Genomic DNA, 21,887 nt, shown 5'->3' on the forward strand with positions numbered 1-21,887 from the left:
CTGTTATTATCTATAGAATAAGTTCATTATTGCGCCTCAACCAAGGAGAGGCGGATGAGCAACGTACACTTCCTGAGAGAACCGGCGCCAGCGAGCGCCGAGCATGACGAAAGGCGCCGAGAGCTTTTCACCCGCGCCGAGGCGTTGTCACAGGATCTTGCCCGGCGCGGCGCCGAACTCGACCGGGCGGGCGCGCCGCCGCGCGCGGAGATCGAGGCGCTCCGCCAGGCCGGTCTGTTGACGGCGCTGCATTCGCCGGAGATCGGCGGGGCGGGCTTGAACTGGGTCGACGGGTTGCGGCTGGTGCGTATCGTCGCGCGCGGCGAAAGCTCGATCGGGCAATTGCTGGGCTACCACTACGTCAACAGCCAATACGTCTACTGGGCGGCCGCCGACCCCCGGCAGGCCTGGGTGCTGGGCGCCGAAACAGTGGAACGCCAGCTCTATTGGGGCGCTGCCGTCAACCCGCGCGACCTAGGGCTGACGCTGGAGCGGCGCGGCGCGCACTACGTCTTGAATGGCCGCAAGACCTTCTCGACCGGCGCCCATGTCTCCGACCGCATCAACGTCAATGCGGTGCTCGACGGCAAGATCGCCAACTTCGTCGTGCCCACGGACCGACCGGGGTACATCGCCAACGACGACTGGGACAATATCGGCCAGCGCCTGTCGGACAGCGGCAGCGTCGAGTTCCGCGACTTTCCGGTGTATGGGCGAGATTTCATCCTGCCGCTTGCCGATCCGTCCGACCCGCCAGCGGTGCTGGCGACCTTCAACACGCCACTGATCCAACTGGTCTTCGTCAATTTCTATCTCGGCACGGCCGAGGGGGCGCTGGCAGCAGCGCTCGACTACGTCCGCAGCACGACGCGTCCCTGGGTGACATCGGGCGTCGAACGTGCCAGCGACGACCCCTATATCCTCGAGGCGATCGGAGAACTCCAGACAAGCCTGAAGGCATCTGTCGCACTTGCCGATGCGGCCGCGGCGGCGGTGGAAGCGGCCTTGTCGCAGGGCAGTTCAGTGACGGCGGAGGCGCGGGGCGCGGCGGCGATCGAGGCCTATGCGGCCAAGGTGCATTCGACCCACGTGGCGCTCGACGTGACCGCAAGGGTGTTCGAATTGATGGGCGCGCGGGCCACGGCCGGCCACTACCGCTTCGACCGCTACTGGCGCAACGTTCGCACCCACACGCTGCACGATCCGGTTGCCTACAAGGCGCGCGAGGTCGGCGACTTTACACTCAACGGGCGGATCCCGCTGGTCAGCCTCTACAGCTGAACCTTACGTACGGGGTATTGTGCAAAAGAAAACGCCGCCTGAACAAAAGTTCCGGCGGCGTTTCTGTGATATCTTCGATTAAGCGGAGGCTGCGACGGCCTGCCTCTGGCCGGCGAGGTCGCGATAGCCGGCGCCCGGGTGCGGCGCCGCAAGCCTTGGACCGGCGCCGAAGAGCTTTTCTCGCAGCGTGCCTTCGCGGTAGCCGGTCTTGTAGACGCCGCGCCTCTGCAGTTCCGGCACCAGCAGGTCGACGGCGTCCTCGAAGGTCCCGGGCGTGACGGCATAGGCAAGGTTGAAGCCGTCGACATCGGTGTCTTCGACCCATTCCTGAAGCAGATCGGCGACCGTCGAGGGCGAGCCGACGAAGACGGGGCCGAAGCCGCCGATGCCCACCCAGTCGGCCATTTCGCGCACGGTCCACACCCGGTCCGGGTCGATGGTCGTAAAGGTCTCGACGGCCGATTGCACCGCGTTGGTGTACCGGTGGCGCAGCGGCTCGTCCGGGGCGAACTGGCCGAAATCGATGCCGGTCCAGCCGGAGATCAGCGCCAGGGCACCCTCGTAGGACACGTGGCTGCGGTATTCGTCGAACTTCTTCTTCGCCTCCGCGTCGGTTTCGCCGAGGATCACCGTCTGCAGATTGAAGGCAAGGATTTCGCGCGGGTTGCGGCCGGCGCGCGCTGCTGCCTCGCGGACATTGGCGACATAGCGCTTCAATACGGTTTTGGATGGCGCGGCGACGAAGATGCACTCGGCATGCGCCCCGGCAAAATCCTTGCCGCGGCTCGAGGAGCCGGCCTGGTAGAGCACGGGCGTGCGCTGCGGCGACGGTTCGCTGAGGTGGATGCCGGGAACGGTGAAGTGGCGGCCGTGATGGTTGATCGGGTGCACTTTTTCCGGATGGGTGAAGATGCCGCTTGTCCGGTCGCGCACGACGGCTGCGTCCTCCCAGCTTCCCTCCCAGAGCTTGTAGCAGACCTCCAGATACTCTTCGGCGAGATCGTAACGGTCGTCGTGGCGCGCCTGCTGCGCCTGGCCGATGTTGAGTGCGCCGCTGTTGAGATAGGAGGTGACGATGTTCCAGCCGACACGCCCCTTCGTCAGATGGTCGAGCGTCGAGATGCGGCGGGCGAAAGTATAGGGGTGCTCGAACGAGAGCGAGGCCGTCAGCCCAAAGCCGAGATGCTGGGTTTCGTAGGCCATGGTCGGCACCAGTTGCAGCGGGTCGTTGACCGGCACCTGGGCCGAATGGCGAAGGGCTGCATCCGTATTGCCGTTCAGCACGTCATAGACGCCAAGCACGTCGGCGATGAACAGGCCGTCGAACTTGCCGCGCTCGAGCGTCTTTGCCAGATGCACCCAGTAATCGAGATCCTTGTAGCGCCAGGACTGGTCGCGCGGGTGGGTCCAGAGCCCCGGCGACTGGTGGCCGACGCAGTTCATGTCAAAGGCATTCAGCCGGATTTCGCGGCTCATGGGTCTCTCCTTCGGGCAAGGTTGGGCGCTGCCCGAAGCGCCGGTCACGCCTCGGGCCGATCGCGCGCGGTCGATGGGCTCAGAGTGCGCCGTTCTTCGGCGGCTTGATGCCGTTCAGGTGGTAGTTGCCGACGACGTGGTGTTTCCAGCGCACCGGGTCGTGCAGCGTATGGGTGCGGGCGTTTCGCCAGTGGCGGTCGAGGTTGAGGCCGATCTTCGTCGATGCGGTGCCGGCGAGTTCGAAGAGCGTGTTGCTCGCCTCCAGGGCGATTTCGGTCGTCAGGACCTTTGCCGCGGCAACGGCGAGCGTCGCTTCGACCACGCTTTCCTCGGTGCCGTTGATCTGGGCGACGTCGACCTTCTTGCCGGCACGCTCGACCGTTGCCGTTGCCGCCTCCAGGCGGATGGCCAACTGGCCGATGCGGGCGATCGTCAACTGATCGTCGGCCGCCCGTTCGACGCCGCTGTCCATCCAGGGGCGGGCATGATTACGTACGAAATCCAGGGTCTCGGCAAAGGCCGCGCGGGCAATACCGAGGTCGATGCCAGCATGGATGATCTGGCCGACGCTACCGATCGTCGTCGGTCGCTCGAAGCCGCGGTGATGGCGCACCACCGCATCGGCCGCCACATAGATATTCTGCAGCACGGTCGTGCCGCTGCCGGTCGTGCGCTGGCCGAAGCCGTCCCAGTCGTCGATGATCTGCAAGCCCTCGGCGCCACGGGGCACGAAGGCCATGGTCAGCTTGTCGTTCGGATCGAGCGCGAAGACGACGATCCATTCGGCAAAGAGCACGCCGGTCGAATAATATTTTCGCCCGTTCAGGCGGAAGCCGGGGCCGTCGGGGGAAAGCCGGGTCTCATAGTCGCCGACGGTTTTCGTGCCGCGCTCGGAAAGGGCGTTGCCGAAACGGTCGCCGGCAAGCGCCCGCCCGAAGAAAAAGGCCTTCTGCTCCTCGGTGCCGTCGGTGCGCAGCGCCTCGAGAATGTAGAAATGGTTCTGCGGGATCTGGCCGATCGAGGAGTCCGCTTCCGAAAGGATGGCGGTGACTTCGGCAAGAACGGCATTGGAGACGTCTATGCCATCATATTCCGGCGGCACGGTGATCGCCAGCAGGCCGGATTGGGCGAGCGCATCGAGCTCGTCGAAGGGCAGAATGCGATCGGTATCCCGCTCGTTGGCGCTCCCCGCAAATTCCGCCGCCAGCGCACGCGCGATCGACAGCGCTTCCTCTTCGCTTTCGATCCGGTGCGCCGGGGCTCTTGTTTTCTCGGAAAGCCGCGAGATCGTTCCCATGTGACTGCTCCCTGTCGATTGAGGTGCATATCAGTGAATTATCTGGCCTGATCGGGTAAGATAGTATATTCTATAGAAATTATCGATTGGAGTATTTCGTTTCGGCCTTGATGGCGACTTGGTGTTTACCTTCGGGTCGGGATGGGTAAAATCGATTCGGGGGAAGGCCGGGGAAGAGGACCCTGGTGACGGTCGGCGGCGTGTATGCTCACCGATTTCCCGCCAAAATTGACTGCGGCTCAGGGAACCATCGCCCGATTTGTGCATTGCCTCATCGCCTGCAGTTTGACCCGTCGCGTGGCCCCAGAGTATCGGCCACCCGGCACGAACACAAATACATGCTGACAGAATTGGCCATTCGCGTTTCCCGGCCTTAACCACTGAAGGAGACACAAATGACGAATTTCCTGCCTGCTCTCCATGAAGGGCACGCCTCCATCACGCTCCAGAACCTGTTTCGTGATGCTCTGGAGGCCTATGATGACTGGGGCGCCAACATGCCCGAGCCCATCGTTGCGTTCGAAGGCAAGCGCATTCCCATCAGCGAGGTCTTCGACTGGATGAAACCTTGCACCGACATCATGCCGGCAAACCTCATCGGCATCGTGACGGACCGGCTGAACAAGCCCTGGAGCGGTGAGGGGCCGCTCGACGCCATGACCGTCTCGACGGCGGCGCGTGTCATGTCGGTGCTGACGCGGCGGCAGCTGCGCAGCTTCGGCCGCGGCTCGATCGAGATCTTCGCTGACCGCTTCAACCATCCGGTCCATGCCAGCGCGTGAGACCGGTGACCTCTGGGGAGCGCGTGCGCGCGCTCCTCGTTCCCGGCGGGTATCCGGCATGGATTTTCCCGCAGCTTGCCCACCCCTTCCTTGAAGCATCGCCTTCCCGTAAACACGAGGGGAGAGCAAGCGGATGTTCGAGCGGACCGGGGGCGGCGTGAATTTTCGACAATTGGAAGTGCTGCGCACGCTGTTGGCGACCGGATCGACGATCGCGGCCGCAAAAACCATGGGGCTCAGCCAGTCCGGCGTCAGCCGGCTGTTGCAGCAACTCGAGGAAGAACTGTCGCTGACGCTATTTGCCCGCGACAAGGGCCGGCTGATTGCGACGCCCGAGGCGATGAAGCTCGCCGAGGATGCGGAGCATATTCTGCTCGGCATCGACCGGTTCACCAATCTGGCGCAGGACCTGCGCAGCGGCGCAGTCGGCCCAGAGGTCGTGCGCATCGGCCTGCCGAACAGCATGTCCGAGACCTTCGCCCCGGCGATGCTCGCCGACTATGCCAAGGATTTTCCCGGCGTGCGCGTCGAAACCTTCTTCGACACGACCGTTGCGATCGCCCGCCTCGTCGAGCAGCGCATCATCGATTTCGGCTTCCTGCGCTACGAGGGGCAGCTGAGCGCCGGTCTCGAAATGCAGCCGGTCGCAACCGGCCTCAGCGTCTGCGTCATGGAAAAGGGGCACACGCTTTCGCAGCACGAAACCGTGACGCCGAAGGAACTGCGCGGCGTGCCCTTGATCCTGATCGGCCGCCGCCGGCCGACGCGGGTCATGCTCGACGAGATCTTCCGCAAGGCCGGCGTGCCGCAGAAGGTCAAGATCGAGACCCACAGCAACAGCTCGGCCTGCGCCTACGCGGCCTACGGCCTTGGGGTCGCGATCATCAGCAGCTTCTTTGCCAATCTGCACCGGCACCTGCCGATCGAGATCCGTCCGTTTTCGCCGCACCTCACCCAGGATTTCGGCGTCGCGACGGCGGCTGGCGTACCGCTGTCGCTCGCAGCCCAAGCCATGATTGACTGCCTCAAAAGGCAGGTCGCCGCTTCGCAGCAGCCGTGAGGCAATGGCCTCAAGGTTGCGGCCATTGGCAATGGGACGGGCGCGACACTACATTGCCGGCCGATACGAACATTAGAGCGGATAAGATCATGTTTCAGGCAGCCACCATCGACACAGGCGACAAGCGCGCTTTCTACGCGGAGCTGGCCCAGCAGCTCGAATCGCTGCTTCATGGCGAGCCGAACCTGATCGCCAACGCGGCCAATACTTCGGCGCTGATGTTCCAGACCATGCCCAGCCTCAATTGGGCGGGGTTTTATTTCCTCGAAACCGACGACGAACTCGTGCTGGGACCGTTCCAGGGCAAGCCTGCCTGTGTGCGCATCGCCGTCGGCCGCGGGGTCTGCGGCACGGCCGTCAAGGAAGACCGCTCGATCCTCGTGGAAGACGTCCACGCCTTTCCCGGCCACATCGCTTGCGATGCGGCCTCGCGCTCGGAACTCGTCGTTCCGGTCAGGCGTGACGGCCGGGTGATCGGCGTCATCGATCTCGATAGCCCGGAGCCTGCGCGCTTCGACCGCGACGACCAGAGTGGCATCGAAAAACTTGCCGCGATCTTCGCGGCGGCAATCGCATAGGGCCGCCGTCGTGGATGATCTGGCAAGGACAGACAGGCTTTCGCTTCGAGCCGCAGCATGACGGATGCCGCTCCTGTCGTGAACGTCGAAACGCATGCGCGCGTGGCCCGCAAGATCGACGTCGTCGTCATTGGTGCCGGCCAGGCGGGACTGTCTTCGGCCTTTCATCTGAGCCGGCTTGGGCTTGAGCCTCACAGGCAATATGTCGTCATCGACCGGTCGCCGCAGCCGGGCGGCGCCTGGCAGTTTCGCTGGCCGTCGCTGACCTTGAACACGGTCAACGGAATTCATGATCTCCCCGGCATGAAATTTTCCGAAGCGGTCGATACCAGCAAGGGCGAGGTCCACGCGGCCGTCGCAGTGCCGCAATATTACGGCGCCTACGAGAAGGCGTTCGATCTGCCGGTCCGCCGGCCGGTGGCCGTCAAGGTCGTGTGCGACCGTGGCGAGCGCTTCAGGGTGGAGACGGACGACGGCGCCTATGCCGCCCGAGGCATCATCAACGCGACCGGCACCTGGGAGGCCCCCTATATTCCGCCCTATCCGGGCGCGGAGCGCTTCAAGGGGCGCCAGTTGCACACGAAGGATTATCAGTCGGCAGGGCAGTTCGCCGGGCAGCATGTGCTGGTTGTCGGCGGCGGCATCTCCGCCATCCAACTGCTCGATGAAATATCGCAGGTGACATCGACGACCTGGGTAACGCGCGAGGAGCCGGCCTTCCGCAACGAGCCGTTTACGCCGGAGGTCGGACGCGCCGCCGTAGCGATGGTCGAGGATCGGGTCCGCCGGGGCCTGCCGCCGGGTTCAGTGGTCTCGGTCACGGGCATTCCGGTGACGCCGGCGATCATGGCTGCACGCGCACGCGGCGCGCTTGAGCGCCAGCCAATGTTCGCCGAAATGACCGAACAGGGCGTGCGCTGGCCGGATGGACGCGAACTGGCCGTCGACGTCATTCTGTGGAGCACCGGCTTCAGAAGCGCGCTCGATCACCTGGCACCGCTCCAATTGCGCAATACCGACGGCGGCATCCTGATGACTGGGCGGCTGGCGACGCAGGTGGCAAAAGACCCCCGGATCCATCTCGTCGGCTACGGTCCGTCGGCTTCCACCATCGGTGCGAACCGGGCGGGAGGCGCTGCCGCCCGCGAACTCTCAGAATTTCTTCACCTGACCTGACGGACACCGGCGCGATCGCGAAGGCTTCGTCGCCGGCAAGCCAGCGGGCAACGCCCGTCCGGCGGCGCTGAAGTTGCATGCCGTTTTCATAGAGGTATGACGTTTACTCATAATATTGCGCGATTTTTTCCAATCAATCATAGTCCCTGTAACAAGAGAGCCGACGGGCGGGAGAATCGCGGTAACGCGGGCGGTCTGCCTCAGTACGGGGAACCCATGATCAAATTCATTCTCAATCGCCTCGTGATGGCGATACCGACGATGGTCATCGTCTCGGTGGCCGTCTTCACGCTCATCCGCCTCATTCCCGGCGACCCGGCAGCGCTGATGCTCGGCGACATGGCCGAGCCGCAGCAGATTGCGGCGTTGCGCACGGAGCTCGGTCTCGACCGCAGCATTCCGGAGCAATTCGTCATCTGGGCCGGCAACATCCTCTCCGGGGATTTCGGCACCTCGATCGTCACCGGCGAGCCGGTGCTGCATCTGGTGGTCAGCCGCTTCTTCGTCAGCGCCGAAATCGTCGTCATCGCCGTGTTCCTTGCAAGCCTGATCGCGGTGCCGGCCGGCGTCATCGCCGCCTGGCGGCAGAACAGCCTGACCGACCTGGCGCTCGTCGGTTCCGCGACCGTGCTTCTGTCGATCCCCACCTTCTGGCTCGGCCTTCTCCTGCTGCTCGCCTTCGGCCTGAAGCTCGGCTGGCTGCCGGTGCTCGGCTACGTGCCGATCTCGGAGAACTGGAAGGCCGGCCTTCTCTATCTGGTGCTACCGGTCATGACCCTCGTCATCCACGAGATGGGCGTGATCATCCGCATGGCGCGCGCCTCGACGCTCGAGGTGCTCAGGCTCGACTACATCACTCATGCCCGCGCCAAGGGGCTTTCGGAAAGTGCCGTTCTCTGGCGCCACGCCTTCAAGAACGCCTTCGGTCCGACCTGGACGATGATCGGCCTGATCCTCGGCAACCTGCTCGGCGGCATCGCCGTCATCGAGACGGTGTTCACCATTCCGGGTCTCGGCCGCCTGATGGTCGATGCGATCTTCCAGCGCGACTATCCGGTGATCCAGGGCTGCCTGCTGCTCGTCGCCTTCTCCTATGTCGTCGTCAACCTCGTGGTCGACCTCCTCTATCCTCTCTTCGATCCGCGGGTGGTGGCAGAATGAGAAAGCTCACTTTCAACGGCGTCATCGGCGGCGGCCTGATCGGGCTGCTGGTCGTCACCGCCCTCATCGGCCTTTTCTGGACGCCCTATGATCCGATGGCGCTCGGCTTCACCGCGCGTCTTGCCGCCCCCGGTGCAGCGCACTGGCTCGGCACCGACGAGTTCGGCCGCGATGTCGCCAGCCGCCTGATGGTCGGCGCCCGCGCCAGCGTCTGGATCGGCTTCCTGACGGTCACCTTCGCCGTCGTCTTCGGCACCTTCATCGGCATCGTCAGCGGCTATGCCCGCGGCTGGATCGATGGCGTGATCATGGCGATCAACAATGCGCTTCTGGCCTTCCCCGGCATCCTGCTGGCGCTCGGCCTGCTCGCCGTCTTCGGCGCCAACCAGTACGGCATCATCTTCGCGCTCGGCATCGCTTATACGCCGTCGATGGCCCGCGTGGTACGCGGTGCGGTGCTGTCGCTGCGCGAACGCGAGTTCATCGAGGCGTCGCGGGTGATGGGCAACGGCGAGATCTACACGATGCTGCGCCATATCCTGCCGAACTGCCTGGCGCCGATCACGGTGCTTGCGACCTCGATGTTCGGCTGGGCAATCCTGTCGGAAAGCGCGCTTTCCTTCCTCGGCCTTGGCGTTCCGCCACCGGCCCCCACCTGGGGCAACATGCTCGCCGCCGGCCGCCCGTTCATCGAACAGGCCGTCTGGCTCGGTTTCTTCCCCGGTCTCTGCATCGCTCTCACCCTGCTCGGCATCAACCTTCTGGGCGACGCCCTGCGCGACAAGCTCGACCCCCGCATGCGAGGCCTGAAATGACGGGCAAGACCCTCTTAAGCGTCGAAGGCCTTTCGTTGGCCGTCAGCCATACCGGCAACCAGGTGGTCAAGAAAGTCAGCTTCGACGTCGCGCCCGGCGAAATCGTCGGAATCGTCGGTGAAAGCGGCTCCGGCAAGACGCTCGCGACCCGCGCGATCATCGGGCTCATTCCGCCGGCCGTCCGCCGTATCGGCGGAACGATCCTCTACCGGGGCAAGGATGTGCTCGGGATGAAGGATCGCGAGTTGCGTGAGCTTCGCGGCGGCGAGGTCGGCGTTGTCTTTCAGGAGCCGATGACCTCGCTGAACCCGTCGATGACCATCGGCCGGCAGCTCGAAGAAGGGCTGATCCTGCACACCAAGATGTCGGTCGAGGAGCGCCGCACGGCGATCCTCTCGATGCTTGGTCGCGTCGGCATCCGCCAGCCCGAGCGGGCATTGATCGCCTATCCCCACGAGTTCTCCGGCGGCATGCGCCAGCGCATCATGCTGGCCTCGGTCATGCTCTTGAAGCCGGCCTTGCTGATCGCCGACGAGCCGACCACGGCGCTCGATGCCGTCGTGCAGCGCGACGTCATGGAATTGATGGTCGAGCTGACCCAGGCCCAGGGCACGGCGGTGCTGCTCATCAGCCACGACCTGCCGATGGTTGCCCGCTACACCAACCGTTTCGTGGTGATGGAAAAGGGCGTCGTCGTCGAGCAGGGGCTGACCGAAGAGATCCTGCAGGCGCCGCAGCATCCCTATACCCGCAAGCTGCTCTCCTCGCTGCCGTTCCGCGGCGCGGCGCGTGAACTCGACACGACGCGCACGCCGATGGTTTCGGCACGCAACATCGTGGTCGAATATCCGGGCCGCAAGGGGCTGTTCCGCCGCCACGAGCCGAAGCGCGCGCTGCATGGCGTCAGCGTCGATATCCACGTCGGCGAGGTCGTGGCGCTTGTCGGCGGTTCCGGCTCCGGCAAGACGACGCTCGGCCGCACCATCGCCGGCCTCGTCCAGCAGGCCGAAGGCGAGATCCTGTTCCAGGGCCGCGAGCGCAGCGCCGACTGGCGCGACTATCGCTTGAACTGTCAGATGGTGTTCCAGGATCCCTATTCCTCGCTCGATCCGCGCATGACCATCCAGGCGCTGGTCGAGGAAGCGCTGCGGCTGGTGCCGGATCTCGACACGCCGGCCAAGCGCCGCCGTGCTCTTGAAACGCTGGAGGAAGTCGGGCTCAGTGCCGATTTCGCCAATCGTTATCCGCATGAACTTTCCGGCGGCCAGCGCCAGCGCGTGGCGATCGCCCGGGCGATCGCGCGGCGACCGAAGTTCCTGATCGCCGATGAGCCGGTTTCGGCGCTCGACGTGACGGTCCGGGCGCAGGTGCTGGAACTCTTCTCCAACCTGCAGAAGCGATACGGCTTCTCGTGCCTGTTCATCAGCCACGATCTTGGCGTCGTCGAGCAGGTCGCCGACCGGGTCATCGTCATGCAGGACGGGCGGATCATCGAAGAAGGCGACCGCGATCGCATCTTCGATGCGCCGAAGGAGGCCTATACCCGTAAGCTGCTGTCCGCGATCCCGGCGCTCGATCTCAACCAGACCGGCGGCGTCACCCTCAAATGGCGTCTGGAGGCCTGAGATGAGCACCGAAATCAAGACCGGCATGATCGCGGCCGAACTCCATGCGATCGCCGATGCCCAGCCCTTCGTCACCCGCTTCCTGGTGCGCAACCTTCGGACCGGTGAAACCATCGGCCGCGGCGAGCGTGAGGAAACGCCGTCCGCCAGCACCCGCAAGACCTCGATCATGATGGCGGCGCTGAAGGCGGTATCCGAAGGGCGGCTTAACCTCGACGAGTGCATCACCTACGAAGCACGCCTCGCCCAGGAAGTGGCGAGCGGCATGTTCCGCTACCTGACGCCCGGCATCGTCATTTCGCTGCGCGACGCGATCGTCGGCATGATGGTGCTGAGCGACAATGTCTGCACCAAGATGGTGTTCGAGCGACTGACGCTCGAGGAGGTCGACGGCTATTGCAAGGCGCTCGGCATGGTTGGCACCCACCATCGCTTCCTCATTCCGCCGCTGGCGCTCAAACCCGATCACTCGCTGGCCGATGTCACGACGACGACGGCTGCCGACCAGGTGATGCTGCTGGAACTGATCCTCGCCGCCGAGCACGATGCCGCGGCTGCGGCGAAGCTTGGCATTACGGTCGAGCTGGCCGCCTTTGCCGTCCAGACGCTGAAGAACCAGGTTCTTCGCTACGGCATCCGCGCGCGGCTGCCCTTCGATACGGTCGCCGCCTGCAAGGGCGGCCGTGGCAAACGCGGCCGCATGGATGCCGGCGTCGTCTATCGCGACGGCAAGCCGCTCTACGCCATTGCCGCCTTTACCGACGGTGTGCCCGCGCTGATGCCCGACGGCACGCCCGGCTACACCATCGCGCTCGAAACCATCGGCAAGCTGTCGCAGGCCTGCTGGCGCGCCTTTTGAATCGACAACCAACAACAAGAGAGAGGAACCCATGAAAACCATACTTCTTGCCGGCACCATGCTGATGAGCGCGATCGCGCTCGGCCATGCGCGCGACCTGACGGTTGCCCAGAGTTCGGACATCCGCAGCAACGAGCCCGGCGTCAACCGAGACGGCAACACCGACTCAGTGATCTTCCACATCGTCGAAGGCCTGGTCGGCTACGCCGAAAACGGCGAAGTGAAGCCGCTGCTGGCAAAGAGCTTCGAGGCCTCCGCCGATGGCCTGACCTATACGTTCAAGCTGCGCGACGACGTGAAGTTCCACAACGGTAAGGCGCTGACCGCGGAAGACGTGGTCTGGAACTGGAACCGCTACATGAAGCCGGAGACCAAGTGGACCTGCGCCGGCGACTTCGACGGCAGCAAGTCGATCAAGGTGACGAGCGTCGCCGCAGCCGACGCTTCCACCGTCACCATGAGTATCGAGAAGCCTTCGGCCGTCTTTCTCGGCCTGATGGCCCGGCCGGAATGCGGCTACACCGGCATCGTCTCCCAAGATTCCGTCGGAGCTGACGGCGCCTATGTCGCGCCCATCGGCACCGGCCCGTTCAAGTGGGCGGAATGGAAGAAGGGCGAATATGTCCGGCTCGAAAAGAACGCCGACTACGTCTCACCCGCCAATGACGGCAAACCCGATGGCATGGTCGGCTCGAAGCGGCCGCTCGTCGACGGCATCAAGTTCATGGTGATCCCGGACGCCTCGACCGTGAAGACCGGCCTGCTTTCGGGCGCGCTCGACACCGCCGAAGTCTCGGCCGATCTCATTGCCGAGTTCAAGGACAGCGACACGACGCAACTCATCGTCAAGCGCAACAACGGCAAGAACCTGCTTTACTTCCAGACCCGCGACAAGATCCTGAGCAACGTTGCGGTTCGCCGCGCCATGGCCGAAGCGCTCGACCTCGACCAGCTCGTCGCCGCTGTTTCCAACGGCACCGGCGAAGCCAACGCATCGATGGTCTCGGCCGACTCGATCTTCTATTCCGACGTCCAGAAGAAGAAGATCCCGATGGACCTGGAAAAGGCGAAGAAGAACCTGGCCGATGCCGGCTACAACGGCGAGCCGATCACCATCATCGCCAACAAGCGCGGCAACGTGCCGAGCTTCCCCGCTGCCGTCGTCGCCCAGGCGATGATGCAGCAGGTCGGCCTCAACGTGCAGATCGAAGTGCTCGACTATGCGACCCAGGTCGATCGTCGCCGCTCCGGCAACTACCAAGTGATCTCGCAGTCGGTGTCGCCGCGCCTCGATCCGGCGCTGATGTACAGCTTCTATGTCGGCAACAAGGACAAGAACGCCTCGCTGATGTGGGACAACCCGAAGGCGATCGAGCTGATGAAGGCGGCCTATGTCGAGGCCGACCAGGCCAAGCGCCAGGCGATCTTCGACGAGTTTCACCAGCTGATGCTCGAAGAGGTCCCCGGCATCTTCATGTACGACATGGTCGACATCTGGGGCGCCACCAAGAAGCTGCACGGCCAGCCGGTCTGGCAGTCCAACACCCGCCTCTGGGAAGTGACGCTCGACGACTGATGCGGGCGTAGCCCTTCCTCTCCAGCGGATGGCGGCCGTTTGCCGCCCTCCGCACCTCCCTAGACAAACTGCTGATGCGACCGCGCCCCGCGCCGTCGCAAAAGGATGATTGATGCCAAATCCGGCCGCACGAACCGCCCTTGTCGAAACGATCGAAGCGCTGAAGCCCGAATTCGCAGCAATGAGCGACGCGATCTGGGACCACGCGGAACTGAGTTTTCATGAGGAAAAGTCGGTAGCGACACAGATCGCCATGCTTGAGAAGCACGGGTTTCGCGTGTCGCGCGGGTTGGCGGAGATCGACACCGCCTTCGTCGGCGAGAGCGGGCAGGGCCTGCCGGTGATCGCCTTTCTCGGCGAGTTCGACGCACTGGCCGGTTTGAGTCAGTTGGCCGGCGTTGCCGAAGCGCGCGCCGAAGTCGACGGCGGTACGGGCCATGGCTGCGGCCACAATCTGCTCGGCACCGGCTCGCTGCTCGCTGCCGTCGCGCTTGCCCGCTACCTCCAGGAAAACGGCTTGCCGGGCACGGTGCGCTATTACGGCTGTCCCGGCGAGGAAGGCGGCTCCGGCAAGACCTTCATGGCGCGCGCCGGCATCTTTGCCGATGTCGATACGGCGCTGACCTGGCACCCGGCACCCTTCAACGGCGTACGCTCGACCAACAATCTCGCCGTTCTCGAAATCTACTATCGCTTCAAGGGAGTGGCCGCGCACGCATCGAACGGTGCCCATCTCGGCCGCAGCGCGCTCGATGCGCTGGAACTGATGAATGTCGGCGTCAACTTCCTGAGGGAGCATATGCCGCAGGATTGCCGCGTGCACTATGCGATCACCGATGCCGGCGGCAAGGCGGCCAATGTGGTGCAGGCCCGCGCCGAGGCGCTCTATCTTGTACGCGCGCCGCAGATGCCGGAGGCCTTGGCGCTCGCCGCCCGCATCGACAAGATCGCCAAGGGGGCGGCGATGATGACGGAGACCGAGGTCGAGATCGTATTCGACCGCGCGGCGACCAACCTGCTGCCCAATATCGCGCTGGAAACGGCGATCCACGACAACATGGTGGCGCTCGGCCCGGTGCCCTTCGACGAGGCGGATATCGCCTTTGCCAAGGACATCCAGAAGACCCTGACGCAGGAAGCAATATCGAGCAGCATCCGGCTCTATCAGATCAAGGGCGACGTTTTCGCCAACAGCCGCATGGACGGTTCGACCGGTCTGCATCTCGGCCTGCGCGATTTCGAGGGCCAGTCGCATTTCCGCGCCGGCTCGACCGATGTCGGCGACGTCAGCTGGATCACGCCGACGGCGCAATGCTGGGCGCCCGCCTGGGCGATCGGAACGGCGCCGCACACCTGGCAGGTGGTGGCGCAGGGCAAGAGCCCGGCCGCCCACAAGGCTTTCGCCCACGCGGCAAAATCAATGGCCACGACCGGTCTCGACCTGATCCTCGACGCCGATCTCTTGGCGCGGGCAAAGGCCGAATGGCGGGAAAAAACCGAGGGTAAACCCTACCAGTGCCCGATCCCTGATCATATCGGTCCCAAGCTTTGAGTTCACTTTTTCGATGTTTGCAAACGCCCGCGCCACCCCGCGGGCGTTTCGTTTTGTGGGCGTCCGGACGCCTGAGCGTCAAGCGCACGCGCCTTTGATTGGCGCCCGACTCTTGACGCGAATCGCAAGCTCCGGCATCTCTGTTACGGAGTTTTCCGAATAAGTGCCAATTGGCCGTATTTGAGTTGAATCTCTGTTAGCGCGATGGGGCGCCGTTGGGCCGCTGACGCGCGCAAGGAGTATGGCAGAATGAATATGACGGCAACCCACGCAAAACAGGATGCAGGCCACGCCCAGGCCCGGCGCCCAGCCGACGAGGCGATCGCGGCGGATGCCCGCGCGCTTTCCGAACAGTTGAAGGCGATGCGCGAGCGGCTGTTCCCGCCGACGGCGATGAAGACGCTGCGCAGCTTCACCTCGGGCGAGGCGGCCAAGCTGATCGGCGTTTCCGACGGTTATCTGCGCCAGCTTTCGCTTGCCGGCGAAGGGCCGCAGCCCGATACCGGTCTTGGTGGCCGCCGTTCCTATTCGCTCTCCGACATCAATGCGCTGCGCCGGCATCTGGCCGAGCAGGCCCTTGCCAAGGGCAACGCCGCCAAGGCGCGCAGCTATCTGAAATGGCGCGATGCGGAAGCGGGTGAACATCTGCAGGTGATCTCGGTCACCAACTTCAAGGGCGGCTCCGGCAAGACGACCTCTTCGGTGCACATCGCGCAATATCTCGCCATGACCGGCCACCGGGTGCTTGCCGTCGACCTCGACCCGCAGGCGTCGCTGTCCGCCCTCTTCGGTTATCAGCCGGAACTCGACCTCACCGGCAACGACACGCTCTATGGCGCGATCCGCTACGACGCCGAAGCACGCCCGCTGAAGGACATCATCCGAAAGACCTATTTCGACGGTCTCGATCTGGTGCCCGGCAATCTCGAACTGCAGGAATTCGAGCACACGACGCCGCAGGCTCTGGGCGCGCGCCAAAACGGCACGGACGCGGGGCCGCTTTTCTTCGCCCGCGTGCAGGCCGCGCTGGCCAGCGTTGCAGACGACTATGACGTCGTCATCATCGACTGCCCGCCGCAGCTCGGTTACCTGACGCTGTCGGCGCTGTGCGCCTCGACGTCCGTCGTCGTCACCGTGCATCCGCAGATGCTCGACGTCGCCTCGATGAACCAGTTCCTCTACATGACGTCGGACCTCCTGAGTGTCGTGCGCGAGGCCGGCGGCGAACTGAATTTCGACTTCCTGCGCTATCTCGTCACCCGCTTCGAGCCGAATGACGGGCCGCAGGCGCAGATCGTCGGCTTCATGCGCTCGCTCTTCGGCGACCGCGTGCTGACGTCGGCCATGGTGAAATCGACGGCGGTTTCCGATGCCGGCCTGACGAAGCAGACGCTCTACGAGGTTGGGCGGGAGAATTTTACCCGCGCCACCTATGACCGCGCGATCGAATCGCTGAACGCCGTCAACGGTGAGATCGAAGCGCTCATTCACGCGGCTTGGAGGCGCTGACCGACATGGCTGGCAACCGCAAGAACGAACTGCGCGCACTCTTCTCCGGCAATGTCGCCCCGGCGGCACCTGCCGCAGAAGTGGACGACAAGGCGCCCGCCGCACCAAGCGCGCAGCCGGCAAAGCCGGTGGTCGTCCCTGCAGCCCAGGCCGACGTGCCGCGGGCGGCCTCCGGCGCGATCAAGGCCATGGGGCTTTCGCTTGGGAGTATCACCCGCGAGGCGGAAGAGGCGCGCGCACTGCGCGAGGCCCTGCACCAGGGCGAGCGCGTCGTCGAGCTTGATCCGGAACTGATCGACGCGTCCTTCGTCGGCGACCGCCTGACCGATGGCGAGACCGACGATCCGGAATTCCTGGCGCTCGCCGACAGCATTCGCGACAGCGGCCAGCAGTCGCCGATCCTCGTGCGTCCGCACCCGCAGAAGCAAGGCCGTTACCAGACCGCCTACGGTCACCGTCGCCTCAACGCCGTGCGCAGCCTCGGCATCAAGGTCAAGGCCATCGTCCGGCCGCTGACCGACGACGAGCTGGTGCTGGCGCAGGGCAAGGAAAACGCCGAGCGGCGCAACCTGTCCTTCATCGAGCGCGCCATGTTTGCGTCGGCGCTCGCCGACCGTGGCTTCGACCGCAAGGTGATCGGCGAGGCGCTCGCGGTGCAGAAGAGCGAGCTGTCGCGCCTGCTGCAGGTGGCCGAAGGCGTGCCGCCGGCGATCGCTCGCGCCATCGGCCCGGCGCCGAAGGTCGGCCGCGAACGCTGGATGGCCTTTGGCGCGCTGCTTGAGGATATGGCGACCGTGGAACTGGCGCAGGAAGAGTGCCGCGCGCGCCGCTTCCTCGAAGCCGAAAGCGACCAGCGGTTCCAGATCGTCTTCACCCGCCTGTCGCGCAAGCCGAAGCCGGATGCAGCGGCGACCAAGCCGGAAGCGTTGGTCGACGCCGGCGGGCGCGCCTTTGCCAAGCTCAAGCGCGACGGCAAGAATGCCCGCATCGAGTTCTCGGCCGATGTCGATCCCGCCTTCATCGACGAGGTCGTCGAGCTGCTTGCCAGGCATCATGCGGTGTTTGCGTCCGGCCGCGAAGGCTGAGCGAAGCCTACGTCTTAGAAACGTTCGATCGGGCCCGCGTGATGCGCTCACGCGGGCCCGATTCGTTTTCCCGGTGGAGCCGGTGGCGAGCCACCGTGGGCATCCCTTAGCGAGCGCCGATATCGCCTTCATCCAAGAAATATTTTCGGCCGTGCGAGGGCGGCGACGGGATGTCGCGGTCGCCTTGGGGCGTCGGGCCTTGCCGTTGCATCAAGCCCACAGAAAGACGGCAATCGACCGTCGAGTCCGGTTCGAAACGGGGCGTTGGAAGGGACTTGTTAACCTTCATTTCCTATCGCTTAGAAGGCCCCGCGGCGATGTCTCTAGCTCTTCCAGGACCCATGCGTATTCCCAGGACAAACTTCTCACAGGCTGCTTTGCATGATGCAAACCAGGCGGATTATTTCGATGGTCCGCAGGATGATGCGTTGAGCGGTATGCCCACCCATGAGGCGGACCCCGCCGACCCCTATCAGTTGTACGAGGCGCCGGCGGCGCCCCGCCGGCCGGCAAACCAGCAGGCCGAAACCGCGAGCCGTGCGACCCGCCTCTATGGGCAGGGTTCCGCCTACGCTCCTGCACAGGTGACGTCGACGATGAGCGAACCCTTGCCGACCCTCTCGGAGATTGCCGGCCACTACGGTGATTCCACCTGGGAGAGCCATTTCTTCCTGGCCCCGAACGTGCGCTTTACCCGCACGCCCGAGCGCGAATTCATGAAGCGGCGCGCGCCGCAGGTCGAAGAAAGCGAAACGGTTACCGAAGCCGAAGAGGCGATCGTCGCGGTGGCGGCTGAGCCTGCTCCGGTCCTGGTCGAAACCGTCGAGCCCGTCGAGACGGCACCGGTCGAACCCGTGCCGATGGAAGCTTCGGCCGCTGCTGCTGACGAGGTGCTGCAGGCCGAGGTCGCGCTGCCGTCTTACAGCCCGTCCGAACTGCTGCGTATGCTGACCAACCAGTTGCCGACCTGGACCGCGGCACAAAACACGATCGAGCCGGCCATGCTCGAGCGCGTCGAAGCGCCGGCCGATGAGGGCGTCGCCCTTGCGCCGGTTCTGACGACGTCGATCGCCGTTTCCGCACCGGTCGCCGAAGTGACGCCCACGCCCGCTCCGACCTCAGCCGAAGCTCCCGTCGATCAGAGCGCTGCGCATTCCGTCTTCCTGTCGGACTTCGCCTTCTTCGAATTCGGCCCGGCTGACGATGCAGAGGTTACGGGCGCCGAAACCGTGCATCCGAAGCCCTATGTCGAGACGCACGCGCCGGCAGCGATGACGCCCGTTATCGCTTCTGCCGTTGTCGCGCCCTCTGCGGTCACGCCGCCAGCGCCCGTGCGCCAAGTTGAAATCCGCCGCGTGCCGCCGACGGCGATCACCTCGCTGTTCCGCGTCGTGGACGTTCGTGGGGCAAAGCCCGAGGATATGCCGGCATCGCAGCCGCTTGCCGACGTTGCCCCGACTCCCGTTGCCGTGGCTGAAGAACCGGCGTCTGTCGCCGCCGCTGAAATCATCGACGCCGAACCGGTCGAAATCGAACAGCCGGCGCCGGTCGCCACGAAGGCGGCGATCACCATGCCGGCGCAGGTGACCCGCGCGCCGAGCAACATGCCGCCCATCGGCTCGACCGACCGCGCGCCGAGCGCCGACGGCTATGAATTCCCGTCCGAAGAACTGCTGCAGGAAGCGCCGGTCGGCCAGGGCTTCTTCATGACGCAGGAGCAGCTGGAACAGAATGCCGGCCTGCTTGAAAGCGTGCTCGAAGATTTCGGCGTCAAGGGCGAGATCATCCATGTGCGTCCCGGCCCGGTCGTCACGCTCTATGAATTCGAGCCGGCACCCGGCGTGAAGTCATCGCGCGTCATCAATCTTGCCGACGATATCGCCCGCTCCATGTCGGCGCTTTCGGCCCGTGTCGCGGTCGTGCCCGGCCGCAACGTCATCGGTATCGAACTGCCGAATGCGACCCGCGAGACCGTCTATTTCCGCGAGCTGATCGAATCCGTCGATTTCCGCAAGACCGGCTACAAGCTGGCGCTGTGCCTCGGCAAGACGATCGGTGGCGAGCCTGTTATCGCCGAGCTTGCGAAGATGCCGCATCTGCTCGTTGCCGGCACCACCGGCTCGGGCAAGTCGGTCGCGATCAACACCATGATCCTGTCGCTGCTCTATCGCTTGAGCCCGGATCAATGCCGCCTGATCATGGTCGATCCGAAGATGCTCGAACTCTCCGTCTATGACGGCATCCCGCATCTGCTCACCCCCGTCGTTACCGACCCGAAGAAGGCGGTGATGGCGCTGAAGTGGGCGGTGCGCGAGATGGAAGACCGCTACCGCAAGATGTCGCGGCTCGGTGTGCGCAACATCGATGGCTACAACCAGCGCGCCGCCGCTGCCCGCGAAAAGGGCGAGCCGGTCATGTGCACGGTCCAGACCGGCTTCGAAAAGGGCACCGGCGAGCCGCTGTTCGAACAGCAGGAAATGGACCTGGCGCCGATGCCCTATATCGTCGTCATCGTCGACGAAATGGCCGACCTGATGATGGTCGCGGGCAAGGAGATCGAAGGCGCGATCCAGCGGCTGGCGCAGATGGCGCGCGCTGCCGGTATCCACCTGATCATGGCGACGCAGCGTCCCTCGGTCGACGTCATCACCGGCACGATCAAGGCGAACTTCCCGACGCGCATCTCGTTCCAGGTGACCTCGAAGATCGACAGCCGTACCATCCTTGGCGAGCAGGGTGCCGAGCAGCTGCTCGGCCAGGGCGACATGCTGCACATGCAGGGCGGCGGGCGTATCGCCCGTGTCCATGGCCCGTTCGTCTCCGATCTGGAAGTCGAACACGTGGTCGCACACCTGAAGACGCAAGGGCGCCCGGAATACCTCGACACCGTCACGGCGGAAGAAGAGGAAGAAGAGCCGCAGGAGGAGACCCCGGTCTTCGACAAGAGCGCGCTTGCGTCGGAAGACGGCAACGAGCTCTACGACCAGGCGGTCAAGGTGGTGCTGCGCGACAAGAAGTGCTCGACCTCCTACATCCAGCGCCGCCTCGGCGTCGGCTACAACCGTGCGGCCTCGCTGGTCGAGCGCATGGAAAAGGAAGGCCTCGTCGGACCGGCAAACCATGTCGGCAAGCGCGAGATCATCTACGGCAACCGCGACCATATGAGCGCGCCCGACAACGACGACATGGATTGATACCGGTCGCAAGCGTCGCCCAAAACACGGATATCAAGCCGTCGCTGACAGATTGTCGGCGGCGGCTCTTCTATTGTCGCGTTGGTGGTAGTGTCACCGGCGCCAGGAGCGGCCGTGATGCTTCCGGCCCTGATATCGCGCATGGGATGATCTGATCGGTGCAGGCAGTAGCGCATCGTCGCAATGAGACACCGATCTGGCCAAGCCTGACGCTTGCTCTCATCCTTCATGCTTTGGCCGCGCTGGCGCTTATCCTCCTCCCGTCCGCGAGACCACCTGTTCCGACCCCGGACGAGGGGATCGCCGTTCAGATACTGGAATTGCCACCCCCACGCCCTGAGGTGGTGCGGCCCGTGCACGAACCACATGAAGCTCCGGCCGTCGCGCCTTCCGTATCGGAGACGGCGCCTGCTGCGGAAGCAGCCACGCTGCCCCCGGCTGCCCAGCCGGTGGTACAAGCGAAGCGGTTCTTCTCGGCGGCGATACTGGCCGATTCACGCAGCAGACAGGCGCTGGAAGGACTTTCGCAGCTTACCGCCGACGAGCGGATCGTCCAGCTCTGCAATCTCGAGGCGATGGAGCAGGTTCATCGCTGGCGCGTCGACTTTAACCCCGACTTGCTCGTCGCCTATGCCACGTCGAATATCCTCCTGACGGGGCGGGACCTCCGCGCCGATGGCGCCGCCTTCCGCAGCAGGGGGCGTTGGTTCAACATCAAGTTTGGCTGCGCTGTGGCGCCGGATATCAAAAGCGTCGTGCGGTTCGAGTTTCAGGTCGGCGATGAAATTCCGAAAAGCGAGTGGGAGGCGCATTTCCTCCCTGCAGGCGCCGAAGCCCACTGATCGTCGCCATGGCCAGGGT

At 64.5% G+C, this 21,887-nt stretch carries 17 protein-coding genes; 15 read left to right on the top strand and 2 right to left on the bottom strand.

The genetic code is table 11. The features are described 5' to 3' along the window. Positions 1-54 precede the first annotated feature (54 nt). Positions 55-1,281 carry an acyl-CoA dehydrogenase family protein gene (locus IB267_RS25820; RefSeq protein ID WP_192450361.1) on the top strand — a complete coding sequence of 409 codons (1,227 nt, stop codon included), beginning with the start codon at positions 55-57 and terminating at the stop codon, positions 1,279-1,281. Between the two features lie 78 nt (positions 1,282-1,359). Here the strand turns inward: IB267_RS25820 and IB267_RS25825 are convergent, their stop codons facing one another. After that, positions 1,360-2,757, bottom strand: coding sequence for an LLM class flavin-dependent oxidoreductase (locus IB267_RS25825; protein ID WP_192450363.1), 1,398 nt, complete (start codon positions 2,755-2,757; stop codon positions 1,360-1,362). Between the two features lie 79 nt (positions 2,758-2,836). Further along, entirely contained in the window at positions 2,837-4,054 is a 1,218-nt protein-coding gene (locus IB267_RS25830; RefSeq protein ID WP_192450366.1) for an SfnB family sulfur acquisition oxidoreductase, read from the bottom strand. Positions 4,055-4,449: 395 nt separating this feature from the next. Between IB267_RS25830 and IB267_RS25835 the strand changes: the two genes are divergently transcribed. From IB267_RS25835 to IB267_RS33795, 14 genes are all read left to right on the top strand, one after another. Then, positions 4,450-4,836: a hypothetical protein gene (locus tag IB267_RS25835; protein ID WP_043617543.1), complete on the top strand. Its 387-nt coding sequence runs from the start codon at positions 4,450-4,452 to the stop codon at positions 4,834-4,836. A 157-nt stretch (positions 4,837-4,993) separates the two neighbouring features. Further along, positions 4,994-5,896 carry a LysR family transcriptional regulator gene (locus IB267_RS25840; RefSeq protein WP_034805970.1) on the top strand — a complete coding sequence of 301 codons (903 nt, stop codon included), beginning with the start codon at positions 4,994-4,996 and terminating at the stop codon, positions 5,894-5,896. An 89-nt stretch (positions 5,897-5,985) separates the two neighbouring features. After that, positions 5,986-6,474 (top strand): GAF domain-containing protein, encoded by a 489-nt coding sequence (locus tag IB267_RS25845; protein WP_192450367.1) that lies wholly within the window; start codon positions 5,986-5,988, stop codon positions 6,472-6,474. Positions 6,475-6,531: 57 nt separating this feature from the next. Continuing rightward, complete coding sequence (locus tag IB267_RS25850) at positions 6,532-7,650, top strand: NAD(P)-binding domain-containing protein (RefSeq protein ID WP_192450368.1); 1,119 nt, start codon at positions 6,532-6,534, stop codon at positions 7,648-7,650. Between the two features lie 216 nt (positions 7,651-7,866). Beyond that, positions 7,867-8,811, top strand: coding sequence for an ABC transporter permease (locus IB267_RS25855; protein WP_192450369.1), 945 nt, complete (start codon positions 7,867-7,869; stop codon positions 8,809-8,811). Beyond that, positions 8,808-9,626, top strand: coding sequence for an ABC transporter permease (locus tag IB267_RS25860; protein WP_192450370.1), 819 nt, complete (start codon positions 8,808-8,810; stop codon positions 9,624-9,626). Before IB267_RS25855 ends, IB267_RS25860 begins: the two co-directional genes overlap by 4 nt. Continuing rightward, complete coding sequence (locus IB267_RS25865) at positions 9,623-11,251, top strand: ABC transporter ATP-binding protein (protein ID WP_192450371.1); 1,629 nt, start codon at positions 9,623-9,625, stop codon at positions 11,249-11,251. The genes IB267_RS25860 and IB267_RS25865 overlap by 4 nt, the downstream gene beginning before the upstream one ends. A 1-nt stretch (position 11,252) precedes the next feature. Next, positions 11,253-12,110, top strand: a complete 858-nt coding sequence (locus IB267_RS25870; protein WP_192450372.1) for a serine hydrolase — start codon at positions 11,253-11,255, stop codon at positions 12,108-12,110. Between the two features lie 31 nt (positions 12,111-12,141). Then, on the top strand, positions 12,142-13,686 hold the full coding sequence (locus tag IB267_RS25875) for an ABC transporter substrate-binding protein (RefSeq protein WP_192450373.1): 1,545 nt from the start codon (positions 12,142-12,144) through the stop codon (positions 13,684-13,686). A 112-nt stretch (positions 13,687-13,798) separates the two neighbouring features. Continuing rightward, positions 13,799-15,238, top strand: coding sequence for a M20 family metallopeptidase (locus tag IB267_RS25880; protein ID WP_192450374.1), 1,440 nt, complete (start codon positions 13,799-13,801; stop codon positions 15,236-15,238). Between the two features lie 249 nt (positions 15,239-15,487). Next, a complete protein-coding gene (gene repA, locus IB267_RS25885; RefSeq protein WP_371742639.1) occupies positions 15,488-16,747 on the top strand; it encodes a plasmid partitioning protein RepA in 1,260 nt (419 codons plus the stop codon). 5 nt (positions 16,748-16,752) lie between these two features. Then, on the top strand, positions 16,753-17,832 hold the full coding sequence (gene repB, locus IB267_RS25890) for a plasmid partitioning protein RepB (protein ID WP_192450376.1): 1,080 nt from the start codon (positions 16,753-16,755) through the stop codon (positions 17,830-17,832). 341 nt (positions 17,833-18,173) lie between these two features. Then, on the top strand, positions 18,174-21,026 hold the full coding sequence (locus IB267_RS25895; protein ID WP_192450378.1) for a DNA translocase FtsK: 2,853 nt from the start codon (positions 18,174-18,176) through the stop codon (positions 21,024-21,026). 158 nt (positions 21,027-21,184) lie between these two features. Next, complete coding sequence (locus IB267_RS33795) at positions 21,185-21,868, top strand: DUF930 domain-containing protein (protein WP_371742640.1); 684 nt, start codon at positions 21,185-21,187, stop codon at positions 21,866-21,868. The last annotated feature ends 19 nt before the right edge of the window (positions 21,869-21,887 follow it).

Source organism: Ensifer sp. ENS09 (assembly GCF_014852425.1).
GTDB lineage: Bacteria > Pseudomonadota > Alphaproteobacteria > Rhizobiales > Rhizobiaceae > Ensifer.